The sequence below is a fragment of the Nocardia iowensis genome, from assembly GCF_019222765.1.
Lineage (GTDB): Bacteria > Actinomycetota > Actinomycetes > Mycobacteriales > Mycobacteriaceae > Nocardia > Nocardia iowensis.
The window spans coordinates 6,573,446-6,598,944 of record NZ_CP078145.1 but is presented as its reverse complement, the minus strand read 5'-3'; the positions used below and the strand labels follow the sequence as shown (position 1 = coordinate 6,598,944).

25 protein-coding genes and 1 riboswitch are annotated in these 25,499 nt (G+C 66.9%); of the genes, 20 read left to right on the top strand and 5 right to left on the bottom strand.

What is annotated here, in order from left to right:
- Positions 1-72: 72 nt before the first annotated feature.
- Positions 73-2,373 (bottom strand): 5-methyltetrahydropteroyltriglutamate--homocysteine S-methyltransferase, encoded by a 2,301-nt coding sequence (gene metE / locus KV110_RS30455; protein WP_218470626.1) that lies wholly within the window; start codon positions 2,371-2,373, stop codon positions 73-75.
- A 123-nt stretch (positions 2,374-2,496) separates the two neighbouring features.
- Positions 2,497-2,720: riboswitch (cobalamin riboswitch) on the bottom strand.
- A gap of 257 nt (positions 2,721-2,977) precedes the next feature.
- Between metE and KV110_RS30450 the strand changes: the two genes are divergently transcribed.
- From KV110_RS30450 to coaD, 4 genes are all read left to right on the top strand, one after another.
- A complete protein-coding gene (locus KV110_RS30450; RefSeq protein ID WP_218470625.1) occupies positions 2,978-3,853 on the top strand; it encodes a glycosyltransferase family 2 protein in 876 nt (291 codons plus the stop codon).
- A 205-nt stretch (positions 3,854-4,058) separates the two neighbouring features.
- The gene (locus tag KV110_RS30445) at positions 4,059-7,463 is read left to right on the top strand and encodes a pyruvate carboxylase (RefSeq protein WP_218470624.1); all 3,405 of its coding nucleotides are present in this window, start codon (positions 4,059-4,061) and stop codon (positions 7,461-7,463) included.
- The gene (rsmD, locus tag KV110_RS30440) at positions 7,460-8,011 is read left to right on the top strand and encodes a 16S rRNA (guanine(966)-N(2))-methyltransferase RsmD (RefSeq protein WP_218470623.1); all 552 of its coding nucleotides are present in this window, start codon (positions 7,460-7,462) and stop codon (positions 8,009-8,011) included. Before KV110_RS30445 ends, rsmD begins: the two co-directional genes overlap by 4 nt.
- A 59-nt stretch (positions 8,012-8,070) precedes the next feature.
- Positions 8,071-8,556, top strand: a complete 486-nt coding sequence (gene coaD, locus KV110_RS30435) for a pantetheine-phosphate adenylyltransferase (protein ID WP_218470622.1) — start codon at positions 8,071-8,073, stop codon at positions 8,554-8,556.
- Positions 8,557-8,630: 74 nt separating this feature from the next.
- On the opposite strand, the gene KV110_RS30430 is transcribed toward coaD, so the two are convergent.
- Positions 8,631-9,149 (bottom strand): GtrA family protein, encoded by a 519-nt coding sequence (locus KV110_RS30430; protein ID WP_218470621.1) that lies wholly within the window; start codon positions 9,147-9,149, stop codon positions 8,631-8,633.
- A gap of 391 nt (positions 9,150-9,540) precedes the next feature.
- Here KV110_RS30430 and KV110_RS30425 point away from each other — a divergent pair, with 391 nt between their 5' ends.
- The 9 genes from KV110_RS30425 to KV110_RS30385 all read left to right on the top strand — a co-directional run bounded on the left by KV110_RS30425 (position 9,541) and on the right by KV110_RS30385 (position 16,726).
- Positions 9,541-10,287, top strand: a complete 747-nt coding sequence (locus KV110_RS30425; RefSeq protein WP_218470620.1) for a DivIVA domain-containing protein — start codon at positions 9,541-9,543, stop codon at positions 10,285-10,287.
- A gap of 124 nt (positions 10,288-10,411) precedes the next feature.
- Positions 10,412-11,080 (top strand): YceD family protein, encoded by a 669-nt coding sequence (locus KV110_RS30420; RefSeq protein WP_218470619.1) that lies wholly within the window; start codon positions 10,412-10,414, stop codon positions 11,078-11,080.
- Between the two features lie 2 nt (positions 11,081-11,082).
- Positions 11,083-11,265 (top strand): 50S ribosomal protein L32, encoded by a 183-nt coding sequence (rpmF, locus tag KV110_RS30415; RefSeq protein ID WP_218470618.1) that lies wholly within the window; start codon positions 11,083-11,085, stop codon positions 11,263-11,265.
- Between the two features lie 22 nt (positions 11,266-11,287).
- Complete coding sequence (gene rnc, locus KV110_RS30410) at positions 11,288-12,001, top strand: ribonuclease III (protein WP_218470617.1); 714 nt, start codon at positions 11,288-11,290, stop codon at positions 11,999-12,001.
- Between the two features lie 2 nt (positions 12,002-12,003).
- Positions 12,004-12,864, top strand: coding sequence for a bifunctional DNA-formamidopyrimidine glycosylase/DNA-(apurinic or apyrimidinic site) lyase (gene mutM, locus KV110_RS30405; RefSeq protein WP_218470616.1), 861 nt, complete (start codon positions 12,004-12,006; stop codon positions 12,862-12,864).
- A gap of 64 nt (positions 12,865-12,928) precedes the next feature.
- Positions 12,929-13,510, top strand: coding sequence for a dihydrofolate reductase family protein (locus tag KV110_RS30400; RefSeq protein ID WP_218470615.1), 582 nt, complete (start codon positions 12,929-12,931; stop codon positions 13,508-13,510).
- Between the two features lie 5 nt (positions 13,511-13,515).
- Positions 13,516-14,574, top strand: coding sequence for a PHP domain-containing protein (locus tag KV110_RS30395; RefSeq protein ID WP_218470614.1), 1,059 nt, complete (start codon positions 13,516-13,518; stop codon positions 14,572-14,574).
- Positions 14,575-14,668: 94 nt separating this feature from the next.
- On the top strand, positions 14,669-16,201 hold the full coding sequence (locus KV110_RS30390) for a PstS family phosphate ABC transporter substrate-binding protein (protein ID WP_246634083.1): 1,533 nt from the start codon (positions 14,669-14,671) through the stop codon (positions 16,199-16,201).
- A gap of 93 nt (positions 16,202-16,294) precedes the next feature.
- Positions 16,295-16,726 (top strand): carboxymuconolactone decarboxylase family protein, encoded by a 432-nt coding sequence (locus KV110_RS30385; RefSeq protein ID WP_218470613.1) that lies wholly within the window; start codon positions 16,295-16,297, stop codon positions 16,724-16,726.
- Between the two features lie 81 nt (positions 16,727-16,807).
- Here the strand turns inward: KV110_RS30385 and KV110_RS30380 are convergent, their stop codons facing one another.
- Positions 16,808-17,104, bottom strand: coding sequence for a hypothetical protein (locus KV110_RS30380; RefSeq protein ID WP_246634082.1), 297 nt, complete (start codon positions 17,102-17,104; stop codon positions 16,808-16,810).
- Between the two features lie 83 nt (positions 17,105-17,187).
- Between KV110_RS30380 and KV110_RS30375 the strand changes: the two genes are divergently transcribed.
- The 6 genes from KV110_RS30375 to KV110_RS30350 all read left to right on the top strand — a co-directional run bounded on the left by KV110_RS30375 (position 17,188) and on the right by KV110_RS30350 (position 23,530).
- Positions 17,188-18,276 carry a winged helix DNA-binding domain-containing protein gene (locus KV110_RS30375; RefSeq protein ID WP_218470611.1) on the top strand — a complete coding sequence of 363 codons (1,089 nt, stop codon included), beginning with the start codon at positions 17,188-17,190 and terminating at the stop codon, positions 18,274-18,276.
- Between the two features lie 384 nt (positions 18,277-18,660).
- Positions 18,661-19,761 carry a glycosyltransferase family 4 protein gene (locus KV110_RS30370; RefSeq protein WP_218479097.1) on the top strand — a complete coding sequence of 367 codons (1,101 nt, stop codon included), beginning with the start codon at positions 18,661-18,663 and terminating at the stop codon, positions 19,759-19,761.
- An 8-nt stretch (positions 19,762-19,769) separates the two neighbouring features.
- Complete coding sequence (locus KV110_RS30365; RefSeq protein WP_218470610.1) at positions 19,770-21,896, top strand: amylo-alpha-1,6-glucosidase; 2,127 nt, start codon at positions 19,770-19,772, stop codon at positions 21,894-21,896.
- Positions 21,897-21,994: 98 nt separating this feature from the next.
- Entirely contained in the window at positions 21,995-22,180 is a 186-nt protein-coding gene (locus KV110_RS30360) for a hypothetical protein (RefSeq protein WP_218479548.1), read from the top strand.
- 52 nt (positions 22,181-22,232) lie between these two features.
- Positions 22,233-22,580: a DUF427 domain-containing protein gene (locus KV110_RS30355; protein ID WP_218470609.1), complete on the top strand. Its 348-nt coding sequence runs from the start codon at positions 22,233-22,235 to the stop codon at positions 22,578-22,580.
- 539 nt (positions 22,581-23,119) lie between these two features.
- Positions 23,120-23,530, top strand: a complete 411-nt coding sequence (locus KV110_RS30350; RefSeq protein ID WP_218470608.1) for a hypothetical protein — start codon at positions 23,120-23,122, stop codon at positions 23,528-23,530.
- 198 nt (positions 23,531-23,728) lie between these two features.
- On the opposite strand, the gene KV110_RS30345 is transcribed toward KV110_RS30350, so the two are convergent.
- Entirely contained in the window at positions 23,729-23,959 is a 231-nt protein-coding gene (locus tag KV110_RS30345; protein WP_218470607.1) for a hypothetical protein, read from the bottom strand.
- Positions 23,960-24,182: 223 nt separating this feature from the next.
- Here KV110_RS30345 and KV110_RS30340 point away from each other — a divergent pair, with 223 nt between their 5' ends.
- The gene (locus tag KV110_RS30340) at positions 24,183-24,593 is read left to right on the top strand and encodes a VOC family protein (RefSeq protein ID WP_218470606.1); all 411 of its coding nucleotides are present in this window, start codon (positions 24,183-24,185) and stop codon (positions 24,591-24,593) included.
- A gap of 33 nt (positions 24,594-24,626) precedes the next feature.
- On the opposite strand, the gene KV110_RS30335 is transcribed toward KV110_RS30340, so the two are convergent.
- Positions 24,627-25,499 (bottom strand): potassium-transporting ATPase subunit C, encoded by an 873-nt coding sequence (locus KV110_RS30335; protein ID WP_218470605.1) that lies wholly within the window; start codon positions 25,497-25,499, stop codon positions 24,627-24,629.

Sequence of the window (25,499 nt, the reverse complement as noted above, 5' to 3'; positions counted from 1 at the left end):
TGCCCGTCGAACTTCAGCACCCCCTCCGTGCATCCGGAGGGGGTGCTGAATGTCAATGATCAGCGCACGAGATCAGCGCACAGCGGCCGCCGCGGCAACCATGTTGCGCAGTGACGCTTCCACCTCGGCCCGCCCGCGAGTCTTCAGCCCGCAGTCGGGATTGACCCACAACCGTTCGGCCGGAACGGCTTTCAGCGCCGCGCGCAGCGAAGTGGTGATCTCCTCCACACTGGGCACCCGGGGCGAATGGATGTCGTAGACACCCGGCCCGACGCCGAGGTCGAAGCCCGCCGCATTGAGGTCGTCGAGCACCTCCATCCGCGAGCGCGCCGCCTCGATCGACGTCACGTCGGCGTCCAGCCCGGCGATCGCATCGATCACCTCGCCGAACTCCGAGTAGCACAGGTGGGTGTGTACCTGGGTGGCGTCCGAGACGCCCGAGGTGGCGAGCCGGAACGCCTGCACCGACCAGTCGAGATAGGCCTGCTGATCGGTCTTGCGTAGCGGCAGCAGTTCGCGCAGCGCCGGTTCGTCGACCTGGATGATCCGGATGCCCGCGCCCTGCAGATCGACCGTCTCGTCCCGGATCGCCAGCGCCACCTGCCGCGCCGAATCGCCGAGCGGCTGGTCGTCGCGAACAAACGACCAGGCCAGGATCGTCACCGGTCCGGTGAGCATGCCCTTGACCGGCTTGTCCGTGAGCGACTGGGCGTAGCTGATCCAGTCGACGGTCATCGGCGTCCGCCGCGCCACGTCGCCGAACAGGATCGGCGGTCGCACGCAGCGGGTGCCGTAGGACTGCACCCAGCCCTGCTCGGTGGCGGCGAAGCCGTCGAGCTGTTCGGCGAAGTACTGCACCATGTCGTTGCGCTCCGGCTCGCCGTGCACGAGCACGTCCAGGCCCAGCTCCTCCTGCAGCGCAATGACATCGGCGACTTCCGCGCGCATCCGGAGGACGTACTCGGCCTGATCGATCTCGCCCTTGCGCAGTGCCGCCCTGGCCAACCGGATCGCCGAGGTCTGCGGATACGAGCCGATGGTCGTGGTCGGCAGCGGCGGCAAGTGCAACCGATCCTGTTGCAGCACCCGGCGTTGCTCGGCGGGTGCGCGCCGGATCGCGTCCGGGCCGAGCGTGGCCAGCCTGGCTCGCACCTGCGCATCATTGAGTCGAGGATCGGCCTGCCGTGCCGTCAAGGCGGCACGCGCCTCGGCCAATTCGGCGCTGATCGCCTCTGGTCCCGCGGTCAGTCCGGTCGCCAGCAGCCGCACCTCGGCCACCTTCTCGGTGCCGAACGCCAGCCACGATCGCAGCCGCTCGTCCAGCCCGGTCTCCGCCGCCAGTGTGTACGGCACATGCAGCAGCGAGCAGGAGGTCGAAACCGCCACCGACGCGGCGCAACCCAGCAGCGTGCCCAGCGTGGACAGCACGCGATCGAGATCGGCGCGCCACACATTGCGTCCGTCGACCACGCCGGCCACCAGCAGCTTGCCCGCCAGCGCCGGTACGGCGGCGACGTCGGAAACGCCGGTGCCGGAGGTGAAGTCGAGCGCGACGCCCTCGACGTCGGTGCTCGCCAGCGCGGTGAGCGCGGCATCGGGATGGCCGAAGTAGGTCGCGACCAGGATCGCGGGTCGCTCCGCTGTGGCGGACAGCTCGGTGTAAGTGCTTCGTACCAGGTCGATTTCGGTATCGGTGAGATCGGTGACCAGCACCGGCTCATCGATCTGCACCCAGTCGATCCCGGCCTCGGCCAGTAGCCGGAGCAGCTCGCGATACAACGGCACCAGCTCGGCGAGCCGGTCCAGCGCCGCACCCCCGGTGGCCTTGGCGAGTTTCAGGAAGGTGATCGGACCGACCACCACCGGTCGGGCGGGCACGCCGAGCGCGAGCGCCTCGCGCACTTCGTGCAGCAACTTCTCCGGATTCAGCGAGAACTCGGTGTCCGCGCCGATTTCCGGCACCAGGTAGTGATAGTTGGTGTCGAACCACTTGGTCATCTCCAGTGGTTCCACGGTGTCGGTGCCGCGTGCGGCGGCGAAGTACCGGTCCAGGGGATCGGCGATCCCGGCCACCCGCTGCGGCAGCGCGCCGAGCAGCAGGGCCGTGTCGAGCACCTGGTCGTAGTACGAGAAGGTGCCAACGGGTATCGAATCCAGGCCCGCCGCTTGCAGTTCGGCGAATTGGGCGTGCCGCAGGTCGCGCGCCACGGCGTGTAGCTGTTCGGCGACGATCTTGCCTGCCCAGTAGGCCTCGGTGGCGCGCTTGAGCTCGCGCCGCGGTCCGACTCTAGGTAGCCCGAGAACCGTTGCGGTGAACGGTGTCTGATGTACAACAGTCACGATGTCTCTCCAGTGCTGGGGGTCGTGAGCCATCGCCTTACGGGCTTTCGCGGGCTACCGGATGAGACGTCGGAGAATCCCGCCAAGGGAGCCCCGACATATCAGCACTGGTAGAACCGCGCGCCCAGATCCACGAGGCGGTGGCCGCCGGATACGGCGTATCCGACACGGCTGGCAGGTCTTCGGACTCACAGGCACCGGCCTTGTCGGCCTGCTCCGGCACGGGCCGGAGCTTTCCTACTGGCCGTCGCTTCCCGGGTGTTGCGCCCAGTGCGTGTGACGGCGGTCGTTCCTGCTCACCGCTGCGGGACAGTCCCGGATTCCCACCGGGTTCCCTCTCGTTCGCCCGCCCTTTCGGGGCCGACGAACTCGACTCCGCTGCGCGACGACGGGGCTCCATCTCGTACGCGCACCGGTGAACCAGCTGCACCTACGAGCATAGGACGCCGGGCGCCGGACCGGTGCGACCGGGCGGGCGTGCCGTTGGCTGCCATCATTTTTCGATCAGGGACTGATCATGCGTCCAGGTCTGTGAGGAAGCCCACGGAAGTGGGGTGTTCCCCAAGTTTCTCAGTTTCGCTTAAGGTTGTGCCCTCGGGGGAGGGCTCCCGCGTGGGGATCGATTGCAGGAGAGCTTGTGGTAACTGAACGGTCGGTCTCGATCGTCATTCCAACGTACATCGGGACGGCCGAAGGCCGGGATCTGCTCGATGTGCAACTAGACGCGTTGACGCGTCAAGATTATTCGGGTGAATTCGATGTCGTCATTGCCGACAACGGTTCTCCCACCGAGGTCAAAAGCCATATCGAGAATCATCCGCTGCGAGATCGCCTGACGCTCCGTTATGTCGATGCGTCCGGGACGTCCGGTGCCGCGTTCGCGCGAAACGTCGGTGCGGACAACGCGACGGGTGAGATCCTGCTGTTCTGCGATCACGACGACCGTGTGTACCCGAATTGGGTCAGCCGCATGGTCGCGTTCCTCGACGAGGGCTACGACCTGACTTGCTCTGCCGTCGAAGGTGATTCGCTCAACACCGACAATCCGCGACACGTCGCGAACATCCCCGCTCCGGACAAATTCCAACCGGCGGGCGTTTACGCACCTGTGATCGTCGGGACGAGCATGGCGTGCCGCGCGGAGGTATATCGGAAGCTCGGCGGGCAGGACGTCAGCTACGCCGCCAACGAAGACCTCGAATTCGGCTGGCGCGCCCACCGCGAGGGATATCGTCTCGGGTATCTGGCCGAGGCACTCGTCGCCTACCGATACCGCCAGGGTTTCCGCCCCGGCTATCGGCAGGGCCGCAGCCGTGGTATCGGCTTGGCGCGACTGAATGCCGAATTCCCGAACAATGGTTTGCCGGAAATTCATCTGCCCGAGGTTTTGCTGCGCATGATTCGCCTGCCATTCGCGCGTGGATTGGTCGGCGAGGAACGCGGCCTGATGATTGGTCTCGCCGTCGGCCAGTTCCGCGGCGGGCTCAGGCATCGCACGCTGCACTGGGTGTAAGAGGTCCCTGCGCCTTCGCCCCGGCCGTGCGTCACGCACGGCCGGGGCTGCCCGTTATGCGCACCTCCGCCGCCGCGACGCCGCCCCGCCGCATGTGACGTGCCGGTGAACGCATCTTCGCAACGCTGCTAGAGGTCGTTGTGAAGATGCTTGCGAAGGGCCCTTCCGTGTCTGTGCGGCGGGCTCCGCCGGGTACCTTAGGCCAATGTTCACGAAAGTCTTGGTTGCCAACCGCGGTGAGATCGCCATCAGGGCCTTCCGTGCGGCCTACGAACTCGGCATCGGGACGGTGGCCGTCTTCCCGTACGAGGACCGCAATTCTGTCCACCGGATGAAGGCGGCCGAGTCCTACCAGATCGGTGAACCAGGCCATCCCGTCCGGGCCTACCTGTCGATCGACGCGATCATCGACGCCGCCAAGTCGGCAGGCGCCGACGCCGTCTACCCCGGGTACGGCTTCCTGTCCGAGAATCCGGACCTGGCGGCCGCCTGCGCCCGCGAGGGCATCACCTTCATCGGCCCGTCCGCGGCCGTGCTCGAGCTCGCGGGCAACAAGGCGCGGGCCATCGCGGCGGCCAAGGCGGCCGGGCTGCCGGTGCTGCGCTCCAGCGCGCCGTCCGCGGACGTGGACGAGTTGGTAACCGCGTCGCAGGACCTGGACTACCCGATCTTCGTCAAGGCGGTCGCGGGTGGCGGCGGGCGCGGCATGCGCCGGGTCGCCGATGCCGCGCAGCTGCGCGAGTCCATCGAGGCCGCGTCGCGTGAGGCCGAGTCGGCGTTCGGCGATCCGACGGTGTTCCTCGAGCAGGCCGTGGTGAATCCGCGCCACATCGAGGTACAGATCCTGGCCGACCAGCAGGGCAACGTGATGCACCTGTTCGAGCGCGACTGTTCGGTGCAGCGCAGGCACCAGAAGGTGATCGAGCTGGCGCCCGCGCCGAACCTGGATCCGGCACTGCGCGAACGCATTTGCGCCGACGCCGTGGCCTTCGCCAAGGAGATCGGCTACAGCTGCGCCGGCACCGTCGAGTTCCTGCTCGACGAACGCGGCAACCACGTCTTCATCGAGATGAACCCGCGCATCCAGGTCGAGCACACGGTGACCGAGGAGATCACCGACGTGGACCTGGTGCAGTCGCAGCTGCGCATCGCGGCGGGGGAGGCCCTCGAACAGCTCGGCCTCAGTCAGGACACGGTCGCCATCCGCGGCGCCGCGATGCAGTGCCGGATCACCACCGAGGACCCGAACAACGGCTTCCGGCCCGACACCGGCCGCATCACCGCCTACCGCACGCCGGGTGGCGCGGGCATCCGGCTGGACGGCGGCGCCAACCTCGGCGCGGAGATCGGCGCCTACTTCGACTCGATGCTGGTGAAGCTCACCTGCCGCGGCCGCGACTTCGGCACCGCGGTGTCGCGCGCCCAGCGCGCCCTCGCCGAGTTCCGAATTCGCGGCGTCACCACCAACATTCCGTTCCTGCTCGCGGTGCTCGACGACCCGGACTTCAAGGCGGGCCGGGTCACCACGTCCTTCATCGATGAGCGTCCGGAGCTGCTCAACCAGCGCGGTTCGGCCGACCGCGGCACCAAGATCCTCACCTACCTGGCCGACGTCACCGTCAACAAGCCGCACGGCGAGCGGCCGACCAAGGTCTATCCGCATGACAAGCTGCCCGCCATCGACCTGACGGTGCCGCCGCCGGACGGTTCCCGGCAGCGGCTGCTCAGCCTCGGCCCGGAGGGTTTCGCCCAGGCGCTGCGTGCACAGAAGGCGGTCGGCGTCACCGACACCACCTTCCGCGACGCGCATCAGTCCCTGCTGGCCACCAGGGTGCGCACCAACGGACTGCTCGGCGTCGCCGGGCACGTGGCGCGGCTGACGCCGGAGTTGCTGTCCATCGAGGCCTGGGGCGGCGCGACTTACGATGTGGCGCTGCGCTTTCTGTACGAGGACCCGTGGGAGCGGCTGGCCGCGCTGCGCGAAGCGATCCCGAACATCTGCCTGCAGATGCTGCTGCGCGGCCGCAACACCGTCGGCTACACGCCTTACCCGGAACAGGTGACCCGCGCGTTCGTCGCCGAGGCGACGGCCACCGGCATCGACATCTTCCGCATCTTCGACGCGCTCAACAATGTCGACCAGATGCGTCCGGCCATCGACGCGGTGCGCGAAACCGGCACGGCCATCGCGGAAGTCGCGATGAGCTACACCGGCGACCTGTCCAACCCGGACGAAACGCTCTACACCCTCGACTATTACCTCAAGCTGGCCGAACAGATCGTCGACGCGGGCGCGCACGTGCTCGCCATCAAGGACATGGCCGGGCTGCTCCGCGCACCCGCGGCCGCCACCCTGGTGACCGCGTTGCGCAGCAACTTCGACCTGCCCGTGCACGTGCACACGCACGACACCCCGGGTGGCCAGCTGGCCACCTACCTGGCTGCTTGGCAGGCGGGCGCGGACGCGGTGGACGGCGCCAGCGCCGCCATGGCCGGAACCACCAGTCAGCCGGCGCTTTCCGCGATCGTCGCGGCGGCGGCGCACAGTGAATACGACACCGGCCTGAACCTGCAGCACGTGTGCGATTTGGAGCCGTACTGGGAGGCGCTGCGAAAGGTGTACGCGCCCTTCGAATCCGGGTTGCCCGCGCCGACCGGCCGGGTCTACACCCACGAGATCCCCGGCGGCCAGCTGTCGAACCTGCGTCAGCAGGCCATCGCGCTCGGCCTCGGCGACCGGTTCGAGGAGGTGGAGGCGAAATACGCTGCGGCGGACCGGCTCCTTGGCCGCCTCGTGAAGGTGACCCCGTCGTCCAAGGTGGTCGGCGACCTGGCGCTCGCGCTGGTCGGCACCGGCGTCGACGTCGAGGATTTCGCCGCCGATCCCGGCCGCTACGACATTCCCGACTCGGTAATCGGCTTCCTGCGTGGCGAACTCGGCACCCCCGCCGGTGGCTGGCCCGAACCGTTCCGCAGCCGCGCGCTGGCCGGGCGCGGTCCGGCAAAGCCGGAGACCGCGCTCACCGCGGCGGACGAGGCGGGACTCGCGGGCACGTCGCAGGAGCGCCGCGCGACGCTCAATCGGTTGCTGTTCCCCGCGCCCACCGCCGAATTCACTGCGCACCGCGAGAAATACGGCGACACCATGGGTCTGTCGGCGAACCAGTTCTTCTACGGCTTGCGCCACGGTGAGGAACACCGGGTGCAACTGGAGAAGGGCGTCACCCTGCTCATCGGGCTGGAGGCCATCTCCGAGCCCGACGAGCGCGGCATGCGCACGGTCATGTGCATTCTCAACGGTCAACTGCGTCCCGTCGCCGTCCGCGACCGCTCCATCGCCAGCGACATCCCGGCGGCGGAAAAGGCGGACAAGGGCAACGCGGGTCACATCGCGGCGCCGTTCGCCGGTGTCGTGACATTGGCTGTGTCGGAAGGCGATTCGATCGCGGCGGGCGACACCATCGGCACCATCGAGGCGATGAAGATGGAGGCCGCGATCACCGCGCCGCGGGCGGGCATCGTCGGCCGGGTCGCGATCGGCTCGGTGCAGCAGGTGGAAGGCGGGGATCTGCTGATCGAGCTGGCTGTGCGCGAGTCCGCGGCCGGATGACCCGGATCGTCGCCGGAACGGCGGGCGGGCGGCGGCTGCGGGTGCCGCCCGCCGGCACCCGACCGACCTCCGACCGGGTCCGGGAGGCGCTGTTCAGCGCGCTCGACGCGCGGATCGACTTCGACGGTATCCGGGTGCTCGACCTGTACGCCGGGTCGGGCGCGCTCGGGCTGGAGGCGTTGTCCCGCGGCGCGGCGCACGCGCTGCTGGTCGAATCCGATCGCAAAGCCGCCGCGATCGTGCGCGGCAATATCGCTGATCTGGGGTTGCCCGGTGCGGAACTGCGCCTCGCAACGGTGGCGAGCGTGCTGGAACTGGGCGGCGCAGGCGAATTCGACGTGGTCCTGTCCGATCCGCCCTACGCGGTCGACACCGACGCGGTGCTCGCCGATCTGCGCGCGCTGGCCGACGGGTGGTTGCGGCCCGGCGCCCTCATCGTGGTGGAGCGGTCAAGCCGGTCACCGGAAATCGAATGGCCTACGGGCTATTCGGCGATGAAGCCGCGCAAGTACGGCGAAACGCGCCTCGAAATGGCGACTTTCGAATAGTCGGTGAGTTCGCGCACCCTCCGTGGTGCGCGACCGGTCCCGCACGATAGCGTCTGATCATGGCAGGAGCACTGTGCCCCGGGTCCTTCGACCCCGTGACCAACGGTCACATCGACGTCTTCACCCGGGCGGCGGCCCAGTTCGACGAGGTCGTCGTCACCGTCATGATCAACAAGAACAAGCAGGGCATGTTCAGCGTCGACGAACGCATGGAGATGCTGCGCGAGGCCACGGCCCACCTGCCCAACGTCCGGGTGGAGTCGTGGTACGGCCTGCTCGTCGACTTCGCCAAGCAGCAGGGTGTCACCGCGATCGTGAAGGGCCTACGCGACGCAACCGACTTCGGCTACGAGCTGCAGATGGCTCAGATGAACAAGAAGCTCTCCGGCGTGGACACCTTCTTCATGCCCACCAACCCCTCCTTCAGCTTCCTGTCCAGCTCACTGGTCAAGGAGGTGGCAGCCTTCGGTGGCGAAGTCACCGACATGCTTCCGCCCTCCGTGCACAAGCGCCTCCTGGACCGTCTCGCCGAGCGTCGCGGATAGCTCTGGACATGAATCAGCCCCGGTCCACATGCGGTGGAACCGGGGCTGATTCGGGTGGGCTGCGGTAGGAAGTTTCAGAAAACCAGGCCGCGCAAGGCGAGGAAGCGCATTCCGCCGACCGCCGCGGTGATGCCGAGGATGGCTGTTGCCTCCGCCGCGCCGCCGATGCTCGGCGCCCACACGTCCAGCGCCGCCAGTCCTGCGGTGGTGATGGCGAGGCCGACCAGTGCCAGGCCGCCGCCTTCCCACTGTGCGGTGAACCAGCCGACTCGGCCGCTGGCGTGGAAGGTGAGCTGGCGGTGCAGTTCGTTGGCGATCACCGTGCTGACGATCGAACCGACCACATTGGCGATCAGCGGGCCGATGCCGTACATCGCGAAGAACAACAGCACGTAGGCGACGTTGCTGGAGCCGCCGACCAGGGCGAAGCGGATCAGTTGGGCGAATGCCCGGTCGCCACGCAGGTAGGCCATCATCTGCTGGCAGCGGGCCGCCGCGGGGGCCATCTTCAGCGCCGGGTATGGCCCGGCCCACGGGACGAAGAAGCTGGGTGCGCTCATCCCCGTGGGTTGCTGTAGATCCAGAACAGTCATGGTCTTTCCGATCGAACATGAGCCTTCGATGGGGACAACAGCGACGGTGATCGCTTCCTTCCCCGCCGACTCTGGATAGATTCCGCTTGTACGATGTGTTCAGTATGTACTGAACAGTCGGAACCTGTCAACAGTCGGCGGACTCGGTAGCCCTTCCCTCTGGCTTCCTCAATCCCGCAGTCCCGGTGGGGCTGCGCTCGGTCTGAAGACCTTGTCGATCTTCCTGATAAAGATAACACCAAGCGGAGACAGATCCTCCACTTGATTTGTGTGGCGTTCGAGACACTGCGACGACACACCGGACGATGACTCGGCACATGCCGTGACGAGGGGCACACTTGGTCTCGGCGGAGAGTTCGCCAAGAGTCGTAGGAGAGTGGGGTTAGTCAGCATGTATCGCGTATTCGAAGCCCTCGACGAGCTGGTCGCCATCGTCGAGGAGGCGCGTGGCATCCCGCCGACCCGCAGCTGCATCGTGCCGCGCGGCGACGTCCTCGAACTGCTCGACGACGTGCGCGACGCACTGCCGGGCGAGCTCGACGACGCCCAGGATGTGCTCGACATCCGGGACAAGATCGTCTCGGACGCCCGCGCGGCCGCCGACGTCACGGTGACCAGTGCCAACGAGCAGGCCAGCCACACCATCGGCGCGGCGCGCGAGGAGGCCGACCGCATCCTCGCCGACGCCAAGGCGCACGCCGACCGGATGGTCGCCGAGGCCAGCGCGCACGCCGATCATCTCGTCAACACCGCCCAGGCCGAGGCGGACCGCGTCGTCGCCGACGGCAATGCCGAATTCGAGGCCGTCACCAGCCGGGCCCGGCTGGAATCCGAGCGGATGATCGAGGCGGGCAAGGCTTCCTACGACCGCTCCGTCGCCGAGGGCGAGGCCGAGCGGGACCGGTTGGTCGCGCAGACCGAGGTGGTGCGGGCCGCGCACGCCGAATCCGCGCGGGTGATCGACGCGGCGCACGCCGAGGCCGACCGGATGCGCGAAGAATGCGACGTCTACGTCGACGCCAAGCTCGCCGATTTCGAGGAAACTCTGACCAGCACCCTGCGCACCGTCGGCCGTGGCCGCCACCAGCTCCGCTCCGGCGCGGGGGCACCCGACTACGCCGCCGACTACCGGCGCTAGGCCGCGGCAAAGGGTGCGGCTGCGGGCCGCATCGAGCAAGGCGGCTGCCGCATTTGGGCCGACGCGAAACCTCGCGTATCGTGGTGTGGTTGCCCATTCCCCCGATTTGTGAAGTGAGTTCGTGATGCCCGCCGGTTCCGGTTCCGCCCCGCGTCAGAGCTCGGCCGCGCGCCGAGAACCCGACGCGGCCTTCGTGCTGGACGTCCGCAGTCTCGGCCGCAGGCCGGGGACGATGCGCGAGGTGCATCGCACGGTCAGCACGGTCACCCGGATCGGGCTCGACCTGGTCGGCGTCCCGGTGGGTGCCGACGTCGTGCTCGACCTGCAGCAGCAGGCGGTGTCCGAAGGTGTGCTGGTCACCGGAACGGTGACCGCGCCGATCGAGGGGGAGTGCTCGCGCTGCCTCGAGCCGTTCACCGACGAAGTGAACGTTCGGATCACCGAGCTGTTCGCCTACCCGGACAGCACCACCGAGCAGACCACCGATGACGACGATTCCTACCGCATGGTCGACGACACCATCGACCTGGAACCGGTGATCATCGACGTCATCGGCATCGAGCTGCCGTTGCAGCCGCTGTGCACTCCCGACTGCGCGGGACTGTGCGCGGAATGTGGCGTGCGGATGGCGATTGCGGGTTCTGATCACTCGCATGAGATACTTGACCCTCGCTGGGCCGGGCTGGCGAAATTTGCCACCGCATCGCCCGGCAGCGGCAGCCCCGACGAGGGTGCGGCCACAGCAGCAGACCAATCAGCCGAACTGGCAAGCAATAGGACAGAGGAGAAGTAGTCGTGGCCGTTCCCAAGCGCCGGATGTCTCGTTCCAACACCAGGTCGCGGCGCAGCCAGTGGAAGGCCACCGCGCCGACCCTGATCACCTGCCCCAACCGCTCCTGCGGTGAGAAGACCCTGCCGCACATCGCGTGCCCGTCCTGCGGCACGTACAAGGGCCGCCAGGTAACAGCAGCTGTCTAACAGTTCAACCTGTCGTATCGACGTGACCGACGAACCCAACTCGTCCGGAGACCACGCGAGCCTGCTCGCGGCGCTCGGCGTCGAGGTGCAGCCGGATCTGCTGCGCCTGGCGCTGACGCACCGGTCATACGCATATGAGAACGGCGGGCTGCCGACCAACGAGCGCCTGGAATTTCTCGGCGATTCCGTCCTCGGACTGAGCATCACCGAACGGCTTTACCACGAGCACCCGGACAAGTCCGAGGGTGAGCTGGCGAAGCTGCGTGCGAGCGTGGTGAACATGCACGCGCTCGCCGAGGTGGCGCGGCAACTCGGCGAGGGCGGTCTCGGCGTGCACCTGCTGCTCGGCAAGGGCGAAGAGCTCACCGGCGGCCGGGACAAGCCGAGCATCCTCGCCGACGGCATGGAGTCGCTGCTCGGTGCGGTGCACCTGGAGCACGGCATCGATGTCGCACGCAGCGTGGTGCTGCGGCTGTTCGCCGACCTGCTCGAGCGCGGACCCCGCATGGGGGCCGGCCTCGACTGGAAGACCAGCCTGCAGGAACTCACCGCCGAACGCGGCCTCGGCGTGCCGAGCTACGAGATCACCTCGACCGGCCCTGACCACGACAAGGAATTCACCGCGACCACGGTGATCGGTGGCCGGGCCTACGGGCAGGGCGTCGGCCGCTCCAAGAAGGAAGCCGAGCAGAAGGCCGCGGGCACCGCCTATCAGGCACTGACCGCCGAATCCTGATCGTGCCCGAACTCCCCGAGGTAGAGGTCGTCCGGCGCGGCGTCGCCGAACACGTGGTCGGTCGCGTCATCGCATCGGTGGCGATCACCCATCCCCGTTCGGTGCGCCGCCACCTCGAAGGCGCCGCCGACCTCGCCGCCCGGCTGACCGGGCTGAAGGTCCAGTCCGCCGAGCGGCGCGGCAAGTACCTCTGGCTCACCTTCGACGAGCCGGACATCGCCCTCGTCGTGCATCTCGGCATGAGCGGCCAGATGCTGGTGCAACCAGCCGACGCTCCGCTGGAAAAGCACGCGCACATCCGCGCCACCCTCGGTGACGGCACCCAGCTGCGCTTCGTCGACCAGCGCACCTTCGGCGGCTGGGCACTCGCGCCGCTCGTCGAAGTCGACGGCACCCGAGTGCCGGAACCGGTCGCGCACATCGCCCGCGACCCGCTGGATCCGCTCTTCGACGCCGAATCCGTCGTGACGGTGGTGCGCGCCAAACAGACCGAGATCAAACGCCTGCTGCTCGATCAGAGCGTCATCTCCGGCATCGGCAACATCTACGCCGACGAATCCCTGTGGCGGGCCAAGATCCACGGCGGCCGCCTCGCCTCAGGACTGTCCCGGCCCGCCGTGCGCGCGTTGCTGGCCGATGTCGGCGCGGTGATGGGGGAGGCGCTGGCCGCGGGCGGTACCTCGTTCGACGCACTGTATGTGAACGTCAACGGCCAATCCGGCTACTTCGAACGGTCCCTCGCCGTCTACGGCCGCGAGAACGAGCCGTGCCCGCGCTGCGGCGCCGCCATCCAGCGGGAAAAGTTCATGAATCGTTCCTCGTTTTCTTGCCCGCGGTGCCAACCGAAGCCTCGCCGTCGTTAGGCGGTGCGAGCTACCTTTCTTATAGGCGGTTCGGGAAGTCGGTCCGGCCGTAGAGGAAGGACACATGCGCAAACTCACGTACTACGTAGCGTCGACCATCGATGGGTACATCGCCACCGATGACGGATCGGTCGATTTCTTCCCGGTCGGCGGCGACCACGGGCCTGCGATCACCGCACAATATCCGGAGACGTTGCCGACGAAGGTGCGCGAGGCGATGGGTATCGACAAGCGCAACCGCTACTTCGACACCGTGCTGATGGGACGCAAGACGCACGACTTCGGGGTGCGGACCGGCACGTCGAGCCCGTACGCGCATCTGAAGCAGTACGTGGTCTCGACGACGTTGCCGGAAAACCCCGACCCCGACGTCGAGCTGATCGCCGCCGACCCGCTGACGAAGGTGCGAGAACTCAAGCGCGAGAACGGCCTCGGCATCTGGCTGTGCGGCGGCGGCGAGCTGGCTCAGGAGTTGCTGCCGGAGATCGACCAGATCTTCCTCAAGCTGTACCCGGTCCTGCTCGGCAGCGGGCGATCGCTGTTCGGAGCCGGTCCCCGGCTGCCGGAGGCGGCCAAGTTCCGAGTGATCACCAGTCGGGTGTTCGAGGACGGAGTGGCCTTCATGAAATACAGCAGGATTCGCTGACCGCTGTGGCGGAAGACGATTCGACCGCATCGGACTCGGCGCTGCCGGGTCCGGTGGAGGTGCTGCGCGAGATCGGCTTCTGGCTGGAACGCTCGCGGGCCGAGACCTATCGGGTCAAGGCGTACCGCCGCGCCGCCGACATCGTCGCCGAACTGTCCGACGAGGAACGCGCGGCGCATCGGGCCGCGAACAGCTGGCGCGATATCGCCGGAATCGGACCGAAGACCGCCGCCGTCATCGAGCAGGCGTACTCCGGTGTGGTGCCGCAGTACCTGCTCGACCTGCGCAATGCCGCGAAACCGATCGGGGCACCGGGCAAACCGTTGCGCACACAGCTGCGCGGCGACCTGCACACCCATTCGGACTGGTCCGACGGTGGGAGCCCGATCGCGGAGATGATGGGTGTCGCGGCCGCCCTCGGGCACGAATATTGCGCGTTGACCGATCATTCGCCACGGCTGACCATCGCCAATGGGCTGTCCGCCGCCCGGCTGCGCAAGCAGCTCGACGTGGTCGCCGAACTCAACGACCGCATGGCGCCGTTCCGCATTCTCACCGGTATCGAGGTCGACATCCTCGACGACGGCACCCTCGATCAACAGGCCGATCTGCTCGCCGAACTGGATATCGTGGTGGCGAGCGTGCATTCGCACCTGCGCGCCGACAGCGCGACGATGACCAAGCGGATGGTCTACGCGGTGGCCAACCCCAATGTCGACGTGCTCGGTCACTGCACCGGGCGGCTCGTCACCGGCGGGCGTGGCACCCGTCCCGAATCGAGTTTCGACGCCGAGATGGTGTTCGAGGCGTGCCGCACCTACGGCACCGCCGTCGAGATCAATTGCCGGCCGGAGCGCCGCGATCCACCGTCGCGCCTCATGCGATTGGCGGTCGAGATGGGCTGCCACTTCGCCATCGACACCGACGCGCACGCCCCGGGCCAACTGGACTGGCAGGGCTACGGTTGCGAGCGTGCCGTCGCGAATGGTGTTGCGGCCGAACGGGTGATCAATACCTGGCCGCTGGCCGACCTGCTGGCGTGGACCAAGTCGTCCGGCGCTTGATGGCCGCCGCGTTAACGGTTGGCGAATAGTTCTGCCGATTCGGGCATTATCGTCGATCGCGGCTGAAAATAGTTGCCGGACAGATCTTGTGGGGGTGGGTAGACCGTTGGGCGACTTTCCGGTCGAAATCGTGCTGGCGCTCATCGGTATCGCGGTGCCGATCGGCGCGTTCCTGTACGAGTTCGTGCTCGTCGGGCGCAAGCGGCTCGGCTACCGCGTGCAGATGGACACGCCGGTCACCGGCGAGGTCGAATCGGTGTTTCCCGGCGTGCTGCCGCAGCTGCGGCCCTCGCTGGACGGCGCGAGCCCGGATCTGAAGGATCTCTCGGTGGTCCTGGTGCGCATCGAGAACAGCGGCGCGACCACCATCGACACCCACGACTACAAGGCGCCCGACCGGATCGGCCTGCACCTGCGGTTCCCGCAACGCATGGTCATCGGCATGGCGGTGACCGAGCTCAGCGATACCGGCTTGGCGGACAGTCTGGATCACGATTCGGCCCTCGCGGTACGCGAGGACATCGGCGGGCATATCGGTGTCATCGATTTGCCCAAGGTGCCGTTGGATCGTGGTGAGCACTACAAGATTCTGGCCATCCTGCAGCGCTCCGAGGGCACGGGGGAGTACCCCGCACCCGTGCTGACCGGCGGCATCAAGGGCGGGCGGGTCCTGGAAACCCGAAGCCGCACCGGCATTCCCCGAATGATGTTGGGGCTGACAGTCTTTCTGGTGTTGGTGATCATCGTCCAGCTCATCGTCACCGCGGTGCAGCCGGAGCCGACCCCGCTGGAATGTGCCTCGGGGAAGCTGACCCTGGTCGGCTCGTCGGCCTTCGCGCCGGTCGTTCGAGAGGCCGCCGAGCAATACGAGAAACGCTGCACCGGAGCGAAATTCGTGTTCGGGTTCGAGGGGACCGAGCGCGGGCTGGACCGGCTGGCCGAGGAAGGCAAGGACAACTCCGGCCTGCTTGCCATCAGCGACGGGCCGAAGGGCAGCGGGTATCCCGCGCTGGTGCATCGTCCGCTGGCGCTGTCGCTGTTCACCATGATCGTGCACAAGGACGTCGGCGTGCGTTCCCTCACCGAAACTCAGATCCGAGACATCTACTACGGCCGGGTACGCAACTGGCGCGAGGTGGGCGGCCCCGATCTGCCGGTGGTGCTGGTGAATCGGATTCCTGGCTCCGGCACCCGGAATACGTTCGAGCGCAGGCTACTCGGCGGTGACCAGCCCGACCGCCCGCACGTGAGTTGCACCGCGATCAAGGGCACCGTGACCTCCGGCGCGGCGCATTGCAATGTCCAAGTGACCAAGGACATGCAGCGGGCCGTCGGCGAAATCCCCGGCGCCATAGGCTATTCCGAGTTTTCCGAGGCGGTACAAGCGGACCTGCCGACCGTCGCGATCAATGGTGTCGCGGCGGGGCGGGACGCGGCGATCGATCGCACCTACCCGTTCTGGGGTGTGGAATACGCCTACAGCCACGGCGAACTGCCCGGTGACTCACTGGCCGCGGCATTCCTGCACTTCCTGGTCGATCAGACAGGCAAGGACGTGCTGCGCGCCCACGGCAACGCGCCGTGCGCCGAGTTGCCCGATCCGGTGCGGTGCCTGCCCGATGCGTGAACGAGTCCACAGCCGCTGAGCGTCACACTCTCGGTCGCTGTTTCGTCCAATGGGTGTACGAGAAACCGAGGAAAGGACGGCAACGTGTCACGGATGAAGCTCGCGAAGGTTTTCCCGGAGGTCTACCAGGCATGGTTCGCGGCCGAGGCGGCGATCAGGCGCGGTCCGCTGAGCCCGGTCGTTCGAGAGCTGGTCAAGATCCGCGTCTCGCAGATCAACGGCTGCGTGTACTGCATCGACCTGCACACCACCGATGCTCGGCTGGCCGGGGAAACTGAAAAGCGCATCTTCCAGCTCGACGCCTGGCGTGAGTCCGCGCTCTACACTGACGCCGAACGCGCCGCCCTCGCCTACGCCGAAGCGGTGACGAAGCTCGGCGACCACGGCGTGAGCGACGAGGTGTGGGCCGATGTGGAAAAGCATTTCGACGAGGGCGCGACGGCCGGGTTGGTCGCGATCACCGCGATGATCAATCTGTGGAACCGGATCGGGGTGCCGCTGCGCATACAGCCGGACATCGACTGACCCCGGTCTGCGCGCCGGAAGGGGTGACGAGGCCGTGGCCGGATTTCGCCGGGCACCCGGTTCCGTCGACGCGTGCTCGCGTCACTCGGTCGGCGGCAGTATCGGACGCGTGAAATAGTCCTCGACCGGCAGCGGGCCCGTGTAGCGGCGGCACGGGCAGCGCACCCACGCCCACACCGACGGCGCGACGGAACGCCGCGTCTCGGCATGGCAATCGCCGGCTTCCGGATCGTGTACCGCGAGGTCGTGGCCGCATCCGCACTGTGCGAGGCTGCGCGACGCCTTGCTGCCGAACGCTCCGCGGTGGCCGTACCGTCCGACTGCCCAGCCGACGCCGAGGATTCCGGCTCCGACGGCCAGGGTGATGGGATCGAACATGGACCCATTGTACGTATACGTATGCGCTGGCGGATGCGGGAAGTCCCCCCGATTTGTCGGTGTCATCGGCGAAGATGGCAGGCATGACGGAACTATCGCTGCGTGAGCTGAACCGAACCCTGCTGGTGCGTCAGATGTTGGCGCAGCGGGTCGCGATGACACCGTTGGAGCTGGTGCGGCATCTGGTCGCGGTGCAAGGACAGGAACCCAATTGGCCCTATGTCGGGCTGTGGGCCCGGCTGACGGATTTCCGGCACGACGATCTGGCTGCTCTGCTGCGTGAGCGAAAGCTGGTGCGCTCCACCATGATCCGTCGTACCGTCCATCTCGCCGACGCGCACGACTTCCGCTGGCTGCGCCCGACGGTGCGCCCGATCGTGCACGCCGCTCTGCAGGCGCCGTACTACCGCGACGAGATCGACGGAATCGACCCGGACGAGCTCGCCGCCGCGGGCCGGGAACTGCTGTCCGGGCGCATCCTGTCGCGTACCGACCTCGGAAAGCTACTCGCCGAGCGCTTTCCGGACCGGCACATCCGCAGGCTCGCCGAGGCGGCCGAGCTCCTTGTCCCGATGGTGCACAGCCCGGTGACCGGGGCGTGGGGGAAGTGGCGCAACCGTTCAGTTACCGTCGCGCTCGCCGACGAATGGATCGGCGCGCCGATGGAGACGACGCCGCACGCGGAAACCTTGATCCTGCGTTACCTGGCCGCGTTCGGGCCCGCCACCGTCGCCGACATGCAGGCGTGGGCCGGTGTCACCCGGCTCGCCGAGGTGGTCGACGAGATGCGTACCCGCTTGCGCGTTTTCACCGACGATCAGCATCGGGTGTTGTTCGATCTGCCGGACGCCCCGCTGGCCGACCCCAATCTGCCGGTGCCGGTGCGCTTCCTGCCAGCCTTCGACAACGCCCTGCTCGGACACAAGGACCGCCGCAGGATCATCAGCGAGGAAGATCGCCAGCGGATTGCCAAAGAGGCGTCGGCGGGCGTCCCGATGTACCTGGTCGACGGTTTCGTGCACGGCCGGTGGACCTTGGACGACAGCACTATTCGGGTCACCCCGTGGCACCCGCTGTCCACCGCCGACGAGGCCGCCGTGCGTGCCGAGGCCGAGCGGCTGCTGAGCTTCGTCGTCTCCGGGCAGGACGGAAAGATCGTGATCGAAGGCTGATCGCCCGTTCAGCCCACTCGACACGATTCGTCGGGACGGCAAACGCCGCTGCTACCTGGTGATCTGAGGTAGCTAAGCAGTTGCGCATACAACTTCTTGGTTTGAGATATCCAGTGAGAGGTACATCACTGTCGGCCCCCCTGATCGAGCAACCAGCGATCAGGCCAACCAAGCCCCATGGACGGCGGTGTTGCCGAGCTTCACCTCCGCCGCGGTGGCCACCAGTTCGGCGCCCTGCGCTCCGAAGCGCTGGGTGATGCGAGAGCTAACGGTTGTGCCCCTGGAAGGAGGGTCATGAGCGAGTTGTCCATGCCGGTTCGGGTGCAGAACGCACCAACCGATCTCCGGTCCATCGACCACATCGGTACCCGATTCCGCATCGCGATGGTTGTGCCACCGTACTTCGATGTGCCGCCGAAGGCCTATGGCGGCGTCGAAGCTGTCGTCGCCGATCTAGTCGACTCGCTGGTGGCCAGAGGCCACGACGTGACCCTGCTCGGCGCGGGCGAGCCGGGTACCAAGGCGAAGTTCATCTCGCTCTGGGACCGCACCTGCCCCGAGCGCCTCGGCACCCCCTTCCCCGAAGTGCTGCACGCGCTGCGGGTGCGCAGGGCGATCGAGAAGCTCGCCGCCACCGACAGCATCGATCTCGTGCACGAGCACACCTTCGCGGGCCCGCTGAACGCACCGGCGTATCGGGGCCTTGACTTGCCGACGGTACTGACCGTGCACGGACCCGTGCAGGACGAATGCTATGAGTACTACCGGGAAATGGGCGACGACGTCTCGCTCGTGGCGATCAGCGACCGGCAGCGCGCGCTGGCCCCCGATTTGAATTGGGCTGGGCGGGTGCATAATGCTCTGCATCCCGAGGAGTGGCCGTTCCGTGCCGACAAGGACGACTACGCGCTGTTCCTCGGCCGCTTCAACGAGTGCAAGGCGCCGCATCTGGCGTTGGAGGCCGCGCACGCCGCAGGCATCCCACTCGTGCTCGCGGGCAAGTGCAGCGAGCCGCCCGAGCTGAAATACTTCGAAGAGCAGGTACGCCCGTTGTTGACGGACCAGGATCACGTGTTCGGACTCGCCGACGCCACCGCCAAGCGGAAGCTGTTGGCGGGTGCGAAGTGTCTGCTTTTCCCGATCCGGTGGGAGGAACCCTTCGGCATGGTGATGATCGAATCCATGGTGTGTGGCACACCGGTGGTCGCGTTGCGTGGCGGCGCGGTATCCGAGGTGATCGTCGACGGAGTGACCGGCCGCGTCTGCGACGATCCGGCCGAGCTCACCGCCGCGATCGCCGAAGTCCAGACGATGGATCCGGCGGCGTGCCGCGCGCACGTCGAGGCGAATTTCGGTGCCGATACGCTCGGGCGCGGCTACGAGCAGGTCTACCGCAAGCTCATGCGGCCGCGGAAACGGACCGGCTACCGATGGCACAAGGAAGAAAGCGTGCCGGTGCCCGTCGCGGCGAGCGGACTCGCGTGACGGCGGATATGACCGCAGCTCTCAGCCCCGCTCCACTGAACTCCGGTGAGCCGACGGGTTTCGGTGGAGCGGGCTCGGTAACGCTCGTAGAAGGCGGCACCTTCTGTTTGTCGAACCGGCTCGGCGATGTCGAACCGGGCCGCCCGCACGGGCTGTTCTTCCGGGACGCTCGCGTGGTTTCCCGCTGGGAGCTGCTGGTGGACGGCCATCTGCCCGAGCCGCTTTCGGTGTTGAGTCCGGAGGCCTTCGCGGCCCGGTTCGTGTTGCGAAGACCGCCGACGGCAGGCCTGGCCGACAGCACCTTGCTCGTGGTGCGGGAGCGGGTCATCGCCGACGGTATGCACGAGGTCCTCACACTGGAGAACATGGGCCGCGAGCCCACCGCCGTCACCCTCGAGTTGCATGTCGACGCCGATTTTGTCGACCTGTTCGCGGTGAAGGAGGGGCGTGCCGGACACAGTCGGGCCGAGGTGACCGTGGCCGAGGGAGAGCTGCTGTTCCACGACCGGGCCGACCGCATGCGCGGGCTCTCGGTCTCCGCGACCGTGGAGCCGTCGGTGTTGCCGGGCACGTTGCTGTGGCGGGTCGTCGTCCCCGTCGGCGCGAGCTGGCAGACCGAAATCACCGCCCAGCCCACTCTCGGCAACCAGCGGTTCCAGGCGCCACTGGCCCCCGGTGAGCACTACGGCGTCAGCGCACCCGGTCGCAAGATCGCCGCTTGGCGGCACACCGCGACCGACATCGCCGCGTCCCACCCGGAACTCACCCAGGTGTTGCGCCGCACCGAAAGCGACCTGGGCGCCTTGCAGATCCACGACGACTCCGAGGAGAGCAGACCGTTCGTGGCCGCGGGCGCGCCGTGGTTCATGACCCTGTTCGGCCGCGACAGCCTGCTGACCGCCTGGATGGCCCTGCCGCTGGAGGTCGACCTGGCCCTCGGCACGCTGCAGCAGCTGGCCGAACTGCAAGGGCAGTCGGTGAATCCGCTGACCGAAGAGGAACCGGGGCGGATCATGCACGAGATGCGCCGTGGTCCCGCGGGCGGCCTGGTGCTCGGCGGCAACATCTATTACGGAACCGTCGACGCCACACCGCTTTTCGTGATGCTGCTGGCTCAATGCCACCGCTGGGGCGCGGATCCGGAAGCGATCAGGGATCTGCTGCCTGCCGCCGACGCGGCACTGAATTGGATCGAAGACTATGGCGACCGCGACGGCGACGGGTTCGTCGAGTACCGGCGCGCCACCGACCGCGGCCTGGTCAACCAGGGCTGGAAGGACAGCTTCGACGGCGTCAACGACCGGCAGGGCCACATTGCCGAGGCGCCCATCGCACTGTGCGAGGTCCAGGGTTATGTGTATTCCGCCCTGCTCGCCCGCGCCGAGCTCGCCGAGGCGTTCGACGATCCCGGCATGGCCGTGGCGCTGCGCGATCAAGCCGCCGAGTTGCGCGGCAAGTTCGCCGAGCAGTTCTGGCTGCCGGAGCAGGGGTGGTACGCCATCGCCCTCGATCGCGGCAAGCGTCGTGTCGACGCGCTGACAAGCAATGCGGCGCACTGTCTTTGGTCCGGGATTGCCACTGACGAGCACGCCGCCGAGCTCGTGCAGCATCTGTCGAGCCCGGCGATGGACAGCGGCTTCGGGCTGCGCACCCTTTCCTCGAAGATGGGCGCCTACAACCCGATGAGCTACCACTGCGGTTCGGTATGGCCGCATGACACGGCCATCGCGGTGGCCGGTCTGCTGCGCTACCGTCACGTGCCGGGCGCGGTCGATCTCGCGAGTCGACTGGCGACCGGATTGCTCGACGCCGCATCGGCTTTCGACGGCAGACTACCGGAGTTGTTCTGCGGCTTCCCGCGTGCGCGGTTCGCGACGCCGGTGCCGTACCCCACATCCTGTTCACCACAGGCATGGGCGAGCGCCGCCCCGCTGCTGCTGGTGCGCTCGTTCCTCGGCCTCGACCCCGACGTGCCCAACCGGACCATCACCGTGTGTCCGGTGGTGCCGCCGCAATGGGGCCGAATCACGTTGTCCGCGTTGCGCCTTGGGCCGATTACCGTCGACCTGGAGGTGGAAGGTGCTCAGGTTACCGCCGCCCGGCTACCGGACGACTGGCAACTGGTCACCCGATGAATATGCGATCTTGGTATGAATAATCCAGAATCGGGTACTCCTCCAGCATAAGCACTTTGGGCATGCTCTTCGGATCGAAAGACAGCTGGAGGTGCACGATGCAGACGTCGCTGGACATGCGGGACCTGTGGAGCTCACAGCACCGCGACTGCACGATCGAGCCCATGGATCTGGACATGGACCTCGCCCAATTCATCCGCAGCACCCACGCGGGTCACGGCCCCGACTGCTGCCAATACCTGGCGGCCTCGGCCTACTGCTTCGGTCACGCCGAAGCCAGTTGACGACACCGGCTTTCCCGGCAGTAGTCTGACCACTACTGCCGAGGAGGTCACCATGATTCGCGCAGTCTGGAACGGTGCAATACTGGCCGAGACGCCGCGTACGGTCCGGGTCGAGGGCAACCACTACTTCCCCCCGGATTCGCTGAACCGCGAGTTCTTCACCGAAAGCCCCACCACGTCGGTATGCCCGTGGAAGGGCGTCGCGCACTACTACACCGTGGTCGTGAACGACGAGAAGAACTCGGACGCAGCCTGGTACTACCCGAGGCCGAGCCCGCTCGCGCGAAAAATCAAGAACCACGTAGCGTTCTGGAACGATGTCCAGATAGAAGGCGAATCCGACGCCCCGCGTTCAGGCCGACTGGCCAACCTGCCGACCTGGCTAGGCGGCAAGCGCTGAACGTCTTGACCATCGAACTTCCATGCCAGCCGCTGACGGTCGCCAAACTCACCAAGCATCTTTCGGAAGTTGAGTCGACGGATTCAGGGACGGCGCCCGGGCTCGGTGGGTGAGAGCCGGGCGGGGTCGATTTAGTGGGCCGTTGGGGTGGAGTTGGAGTGGCGCCTACGACTACCGGGCGCGCTGGACGGGACCTTGGTCAAGGCCGCTGACGAGCCTGTGCCCGCATCATCGATCGGCTGCGCACCGGCGGTGTGCTCATAGTGGGTTCCAGGGACACGCTTGTTTCGGCAGTAGTCTGTGCGGCTGCCAGGATGACGAGCTAGTTGCAGCACAATAATCGCCATTACACGACCGACGTTGCCGTGGCCCGGAGTCAGGGCACTTCGGTCAGTTTCAACCGGACAAAGAAGCCGAAGTTGGGCGCCTTGGTGCACTACGGCTCGCCAGATGACTCATAGCTGAAACGAAACACATTCGTCTGTACTAACGACTTCTTCGATAGGGAGTCAATTTTAGTTTTGAAACAGGGAGTGAAAATGTCTGCTTTGGAAATCCGGACGAATTTCGAGAGGTTGGCTGAACGTGTGGACGAGGCCGGTGGACTCTTATCGGTTCGGATGGGCGAGCTGCGCGACCTCGTACAGGCGGGTCGTCTCGCCCCCGGCCCTATTGGCCAGGTCAAGCACAATCTCGACCGCGTTGGGCTGGCTGCACCCGGTTTGTCGCACTCGCACAACGATTGGGCCCTGGTGTACCGCCGCAGCTCGTCGATAGGAAACGTCATCGCTGCGGCTAAGGGAGACACCGAGCACGCGGTGGACGATCTGCGTGCGGCGATCAAGGAGGTGGCGGCGTCAGACGCGGAACTTGCCACCGACAAGAATGAGGAGCTCGAGGAGCTCCGCGCAACGGTTGACCAAATCAAGGCCCTGGTTGCACCTGTCTGAGGCGCAGAATCTCGGATATCTGTCAGCAGCGCTGATCGAACGGGACATCATTGGGGCGCTACTCGCGCTTTCTCACCGCAGTGTCCCATTGGTGAACGACGGCTGCGCTTGCCGTTTGACGAGTGGCACATGGTGGTGGTGAGGGTCGGGACGACCTCTCCGTGGTGTGCCACCCGCGGCTCGATTCCGGATGAGTTGCTAAGGGCGGGTCTGGATGGCGGGTGCTGCGGGGGTGTTGCCGCCGGACAAGCTGGACAAGGTGTTGGCCATGGTTGTTGCGGAGCCTGTGCCGGTTGCGGGGGGCGCGTCGGTGGCCGTGGCGGCGGGGTCGAGGGGGAGGGCGGGTTCGGCTGTCGCCTGGGCGGTCGCGGTCAACGGGGCGAGCGTGATCGCGCTTGCCAGCACGGTGTTCGTCACTATCCGCTTCATGGATTTCGTTCCTCCATTGGTCACACTGGGGTACCGGTGCTGCCATGGCGGCAGTTGGGTCGGGCGATGAGAGTGCGGACAGGCTTACCGTGCGGTCCCGCACGACTGGCCGTCGCTCTCTTCGGTAATTCGTAGCCGCGCGCCGTTCGGATGGCTGACCGAGTGGGTGTCGTGATGCCGGAAGATCGATCACCGTCGCGGGGCGCGGTCGTACGATTGGGACGTGACTATCGCGCGGTTGAGTTTGATCACGCTGCATTGCGCGGACCAGGAGGCATTGGCGGCGTTCTGGGCTGAGTTGCTCGGGGGTGAAATCGTGCACCGCACTGAGGAAGTCGCGGTGGTCCAGACCGAACGTGGTGCGCTGTGTGCCCTTCGGGTTCCGGGGTATGAGCCACCGACCTGGCCGGGCGGTGCGACGCCTAATCACATGCATCTCGATCTGGTGGTGGACGATCTGGATGCGGGTGAGGCGGAGGCCATTCGGGTGGGTGCGCGACGGGCCGAGGTGCAGCCGGGGCCGGATCGGTGGCGGGTATTGCTCGATCCTGCTGGGCATCCGTTCTGTCTGACGACGCACCTTCCATTGCTGCCCTTGGGGCCTCGGCCGGAGGAACGCGACGAGGACCGGTGACGTGATGTCACCGGCCCTCGTGGGTGCAGAACGTCAGCCGCGGAACGGGTAGCGGCGGTCGAGGTCGAGGTTCAGTTCGACGACGTTGACTCGGGGTTCACCGAGGAAGCCCAGCGTGCGGCCGCTGGTGTTGGCGTCGATCAGCGCACGCACCTGGTCCTCGGAGATGTTGCGGACCTTGGCGATTCGCGCGACTTGAAGGGCGGCGTAAGCCGGGGAGATGTGCGGATCCAGCCCGCTGCCGCTCGCGGTGACGGCGTCCGATGGCACCGGTGTGTCGACCGAGGCGTCGCCGAAGATCGGGACGATCCGGCCGACGGAGTAGTCTTCGCCAGCTTTGGCGCACTCGACCCGCACACCCTTGTAGGTGGACAGGAACGGCGTCGCCGGGCACGCCTCGTTGACGCTGACGACCTGCGTCGGGTGCGAGACCTCACCGTCGGCGTCGCGCGGGCCGATCACCGAAAGTACCGCTCCCACACCATTTTCAGTGCAGAACGGACGGCTGCCGTCGACCCCCTCACGGTCGCCGACCTCCTTGCTGCGGGTGCAGACAGTGGTGAGCAGGCTCGGTGTGTCCGGCGCGTCGACGATGCTCTCCGGACCCAGGTTGGACGCCGAGGTGGACATCGGGTCGTAGCCGTTCGTGCCCGCCATGGACGGGCGGCTCTGGAAGTACTGCACCAGCGCCTTGCCGTCGGGATCGGTGAACGACTGGCCGATCAGCCGGGAGCCGACGACCGTGCCGTCGACCTCGATCAGCGACCCGTTCGACCTGTCGTGCAGCCCCGGCAGCTGCGCCACCGCGAAAACCGCGACGGGATAGACGATTCCGGTGATCACGGTGAGCACGAGCAGCGCACGCAACGCGGCCAGGTGCTGCCGGATCCAGGTTGAAAAGCGCAT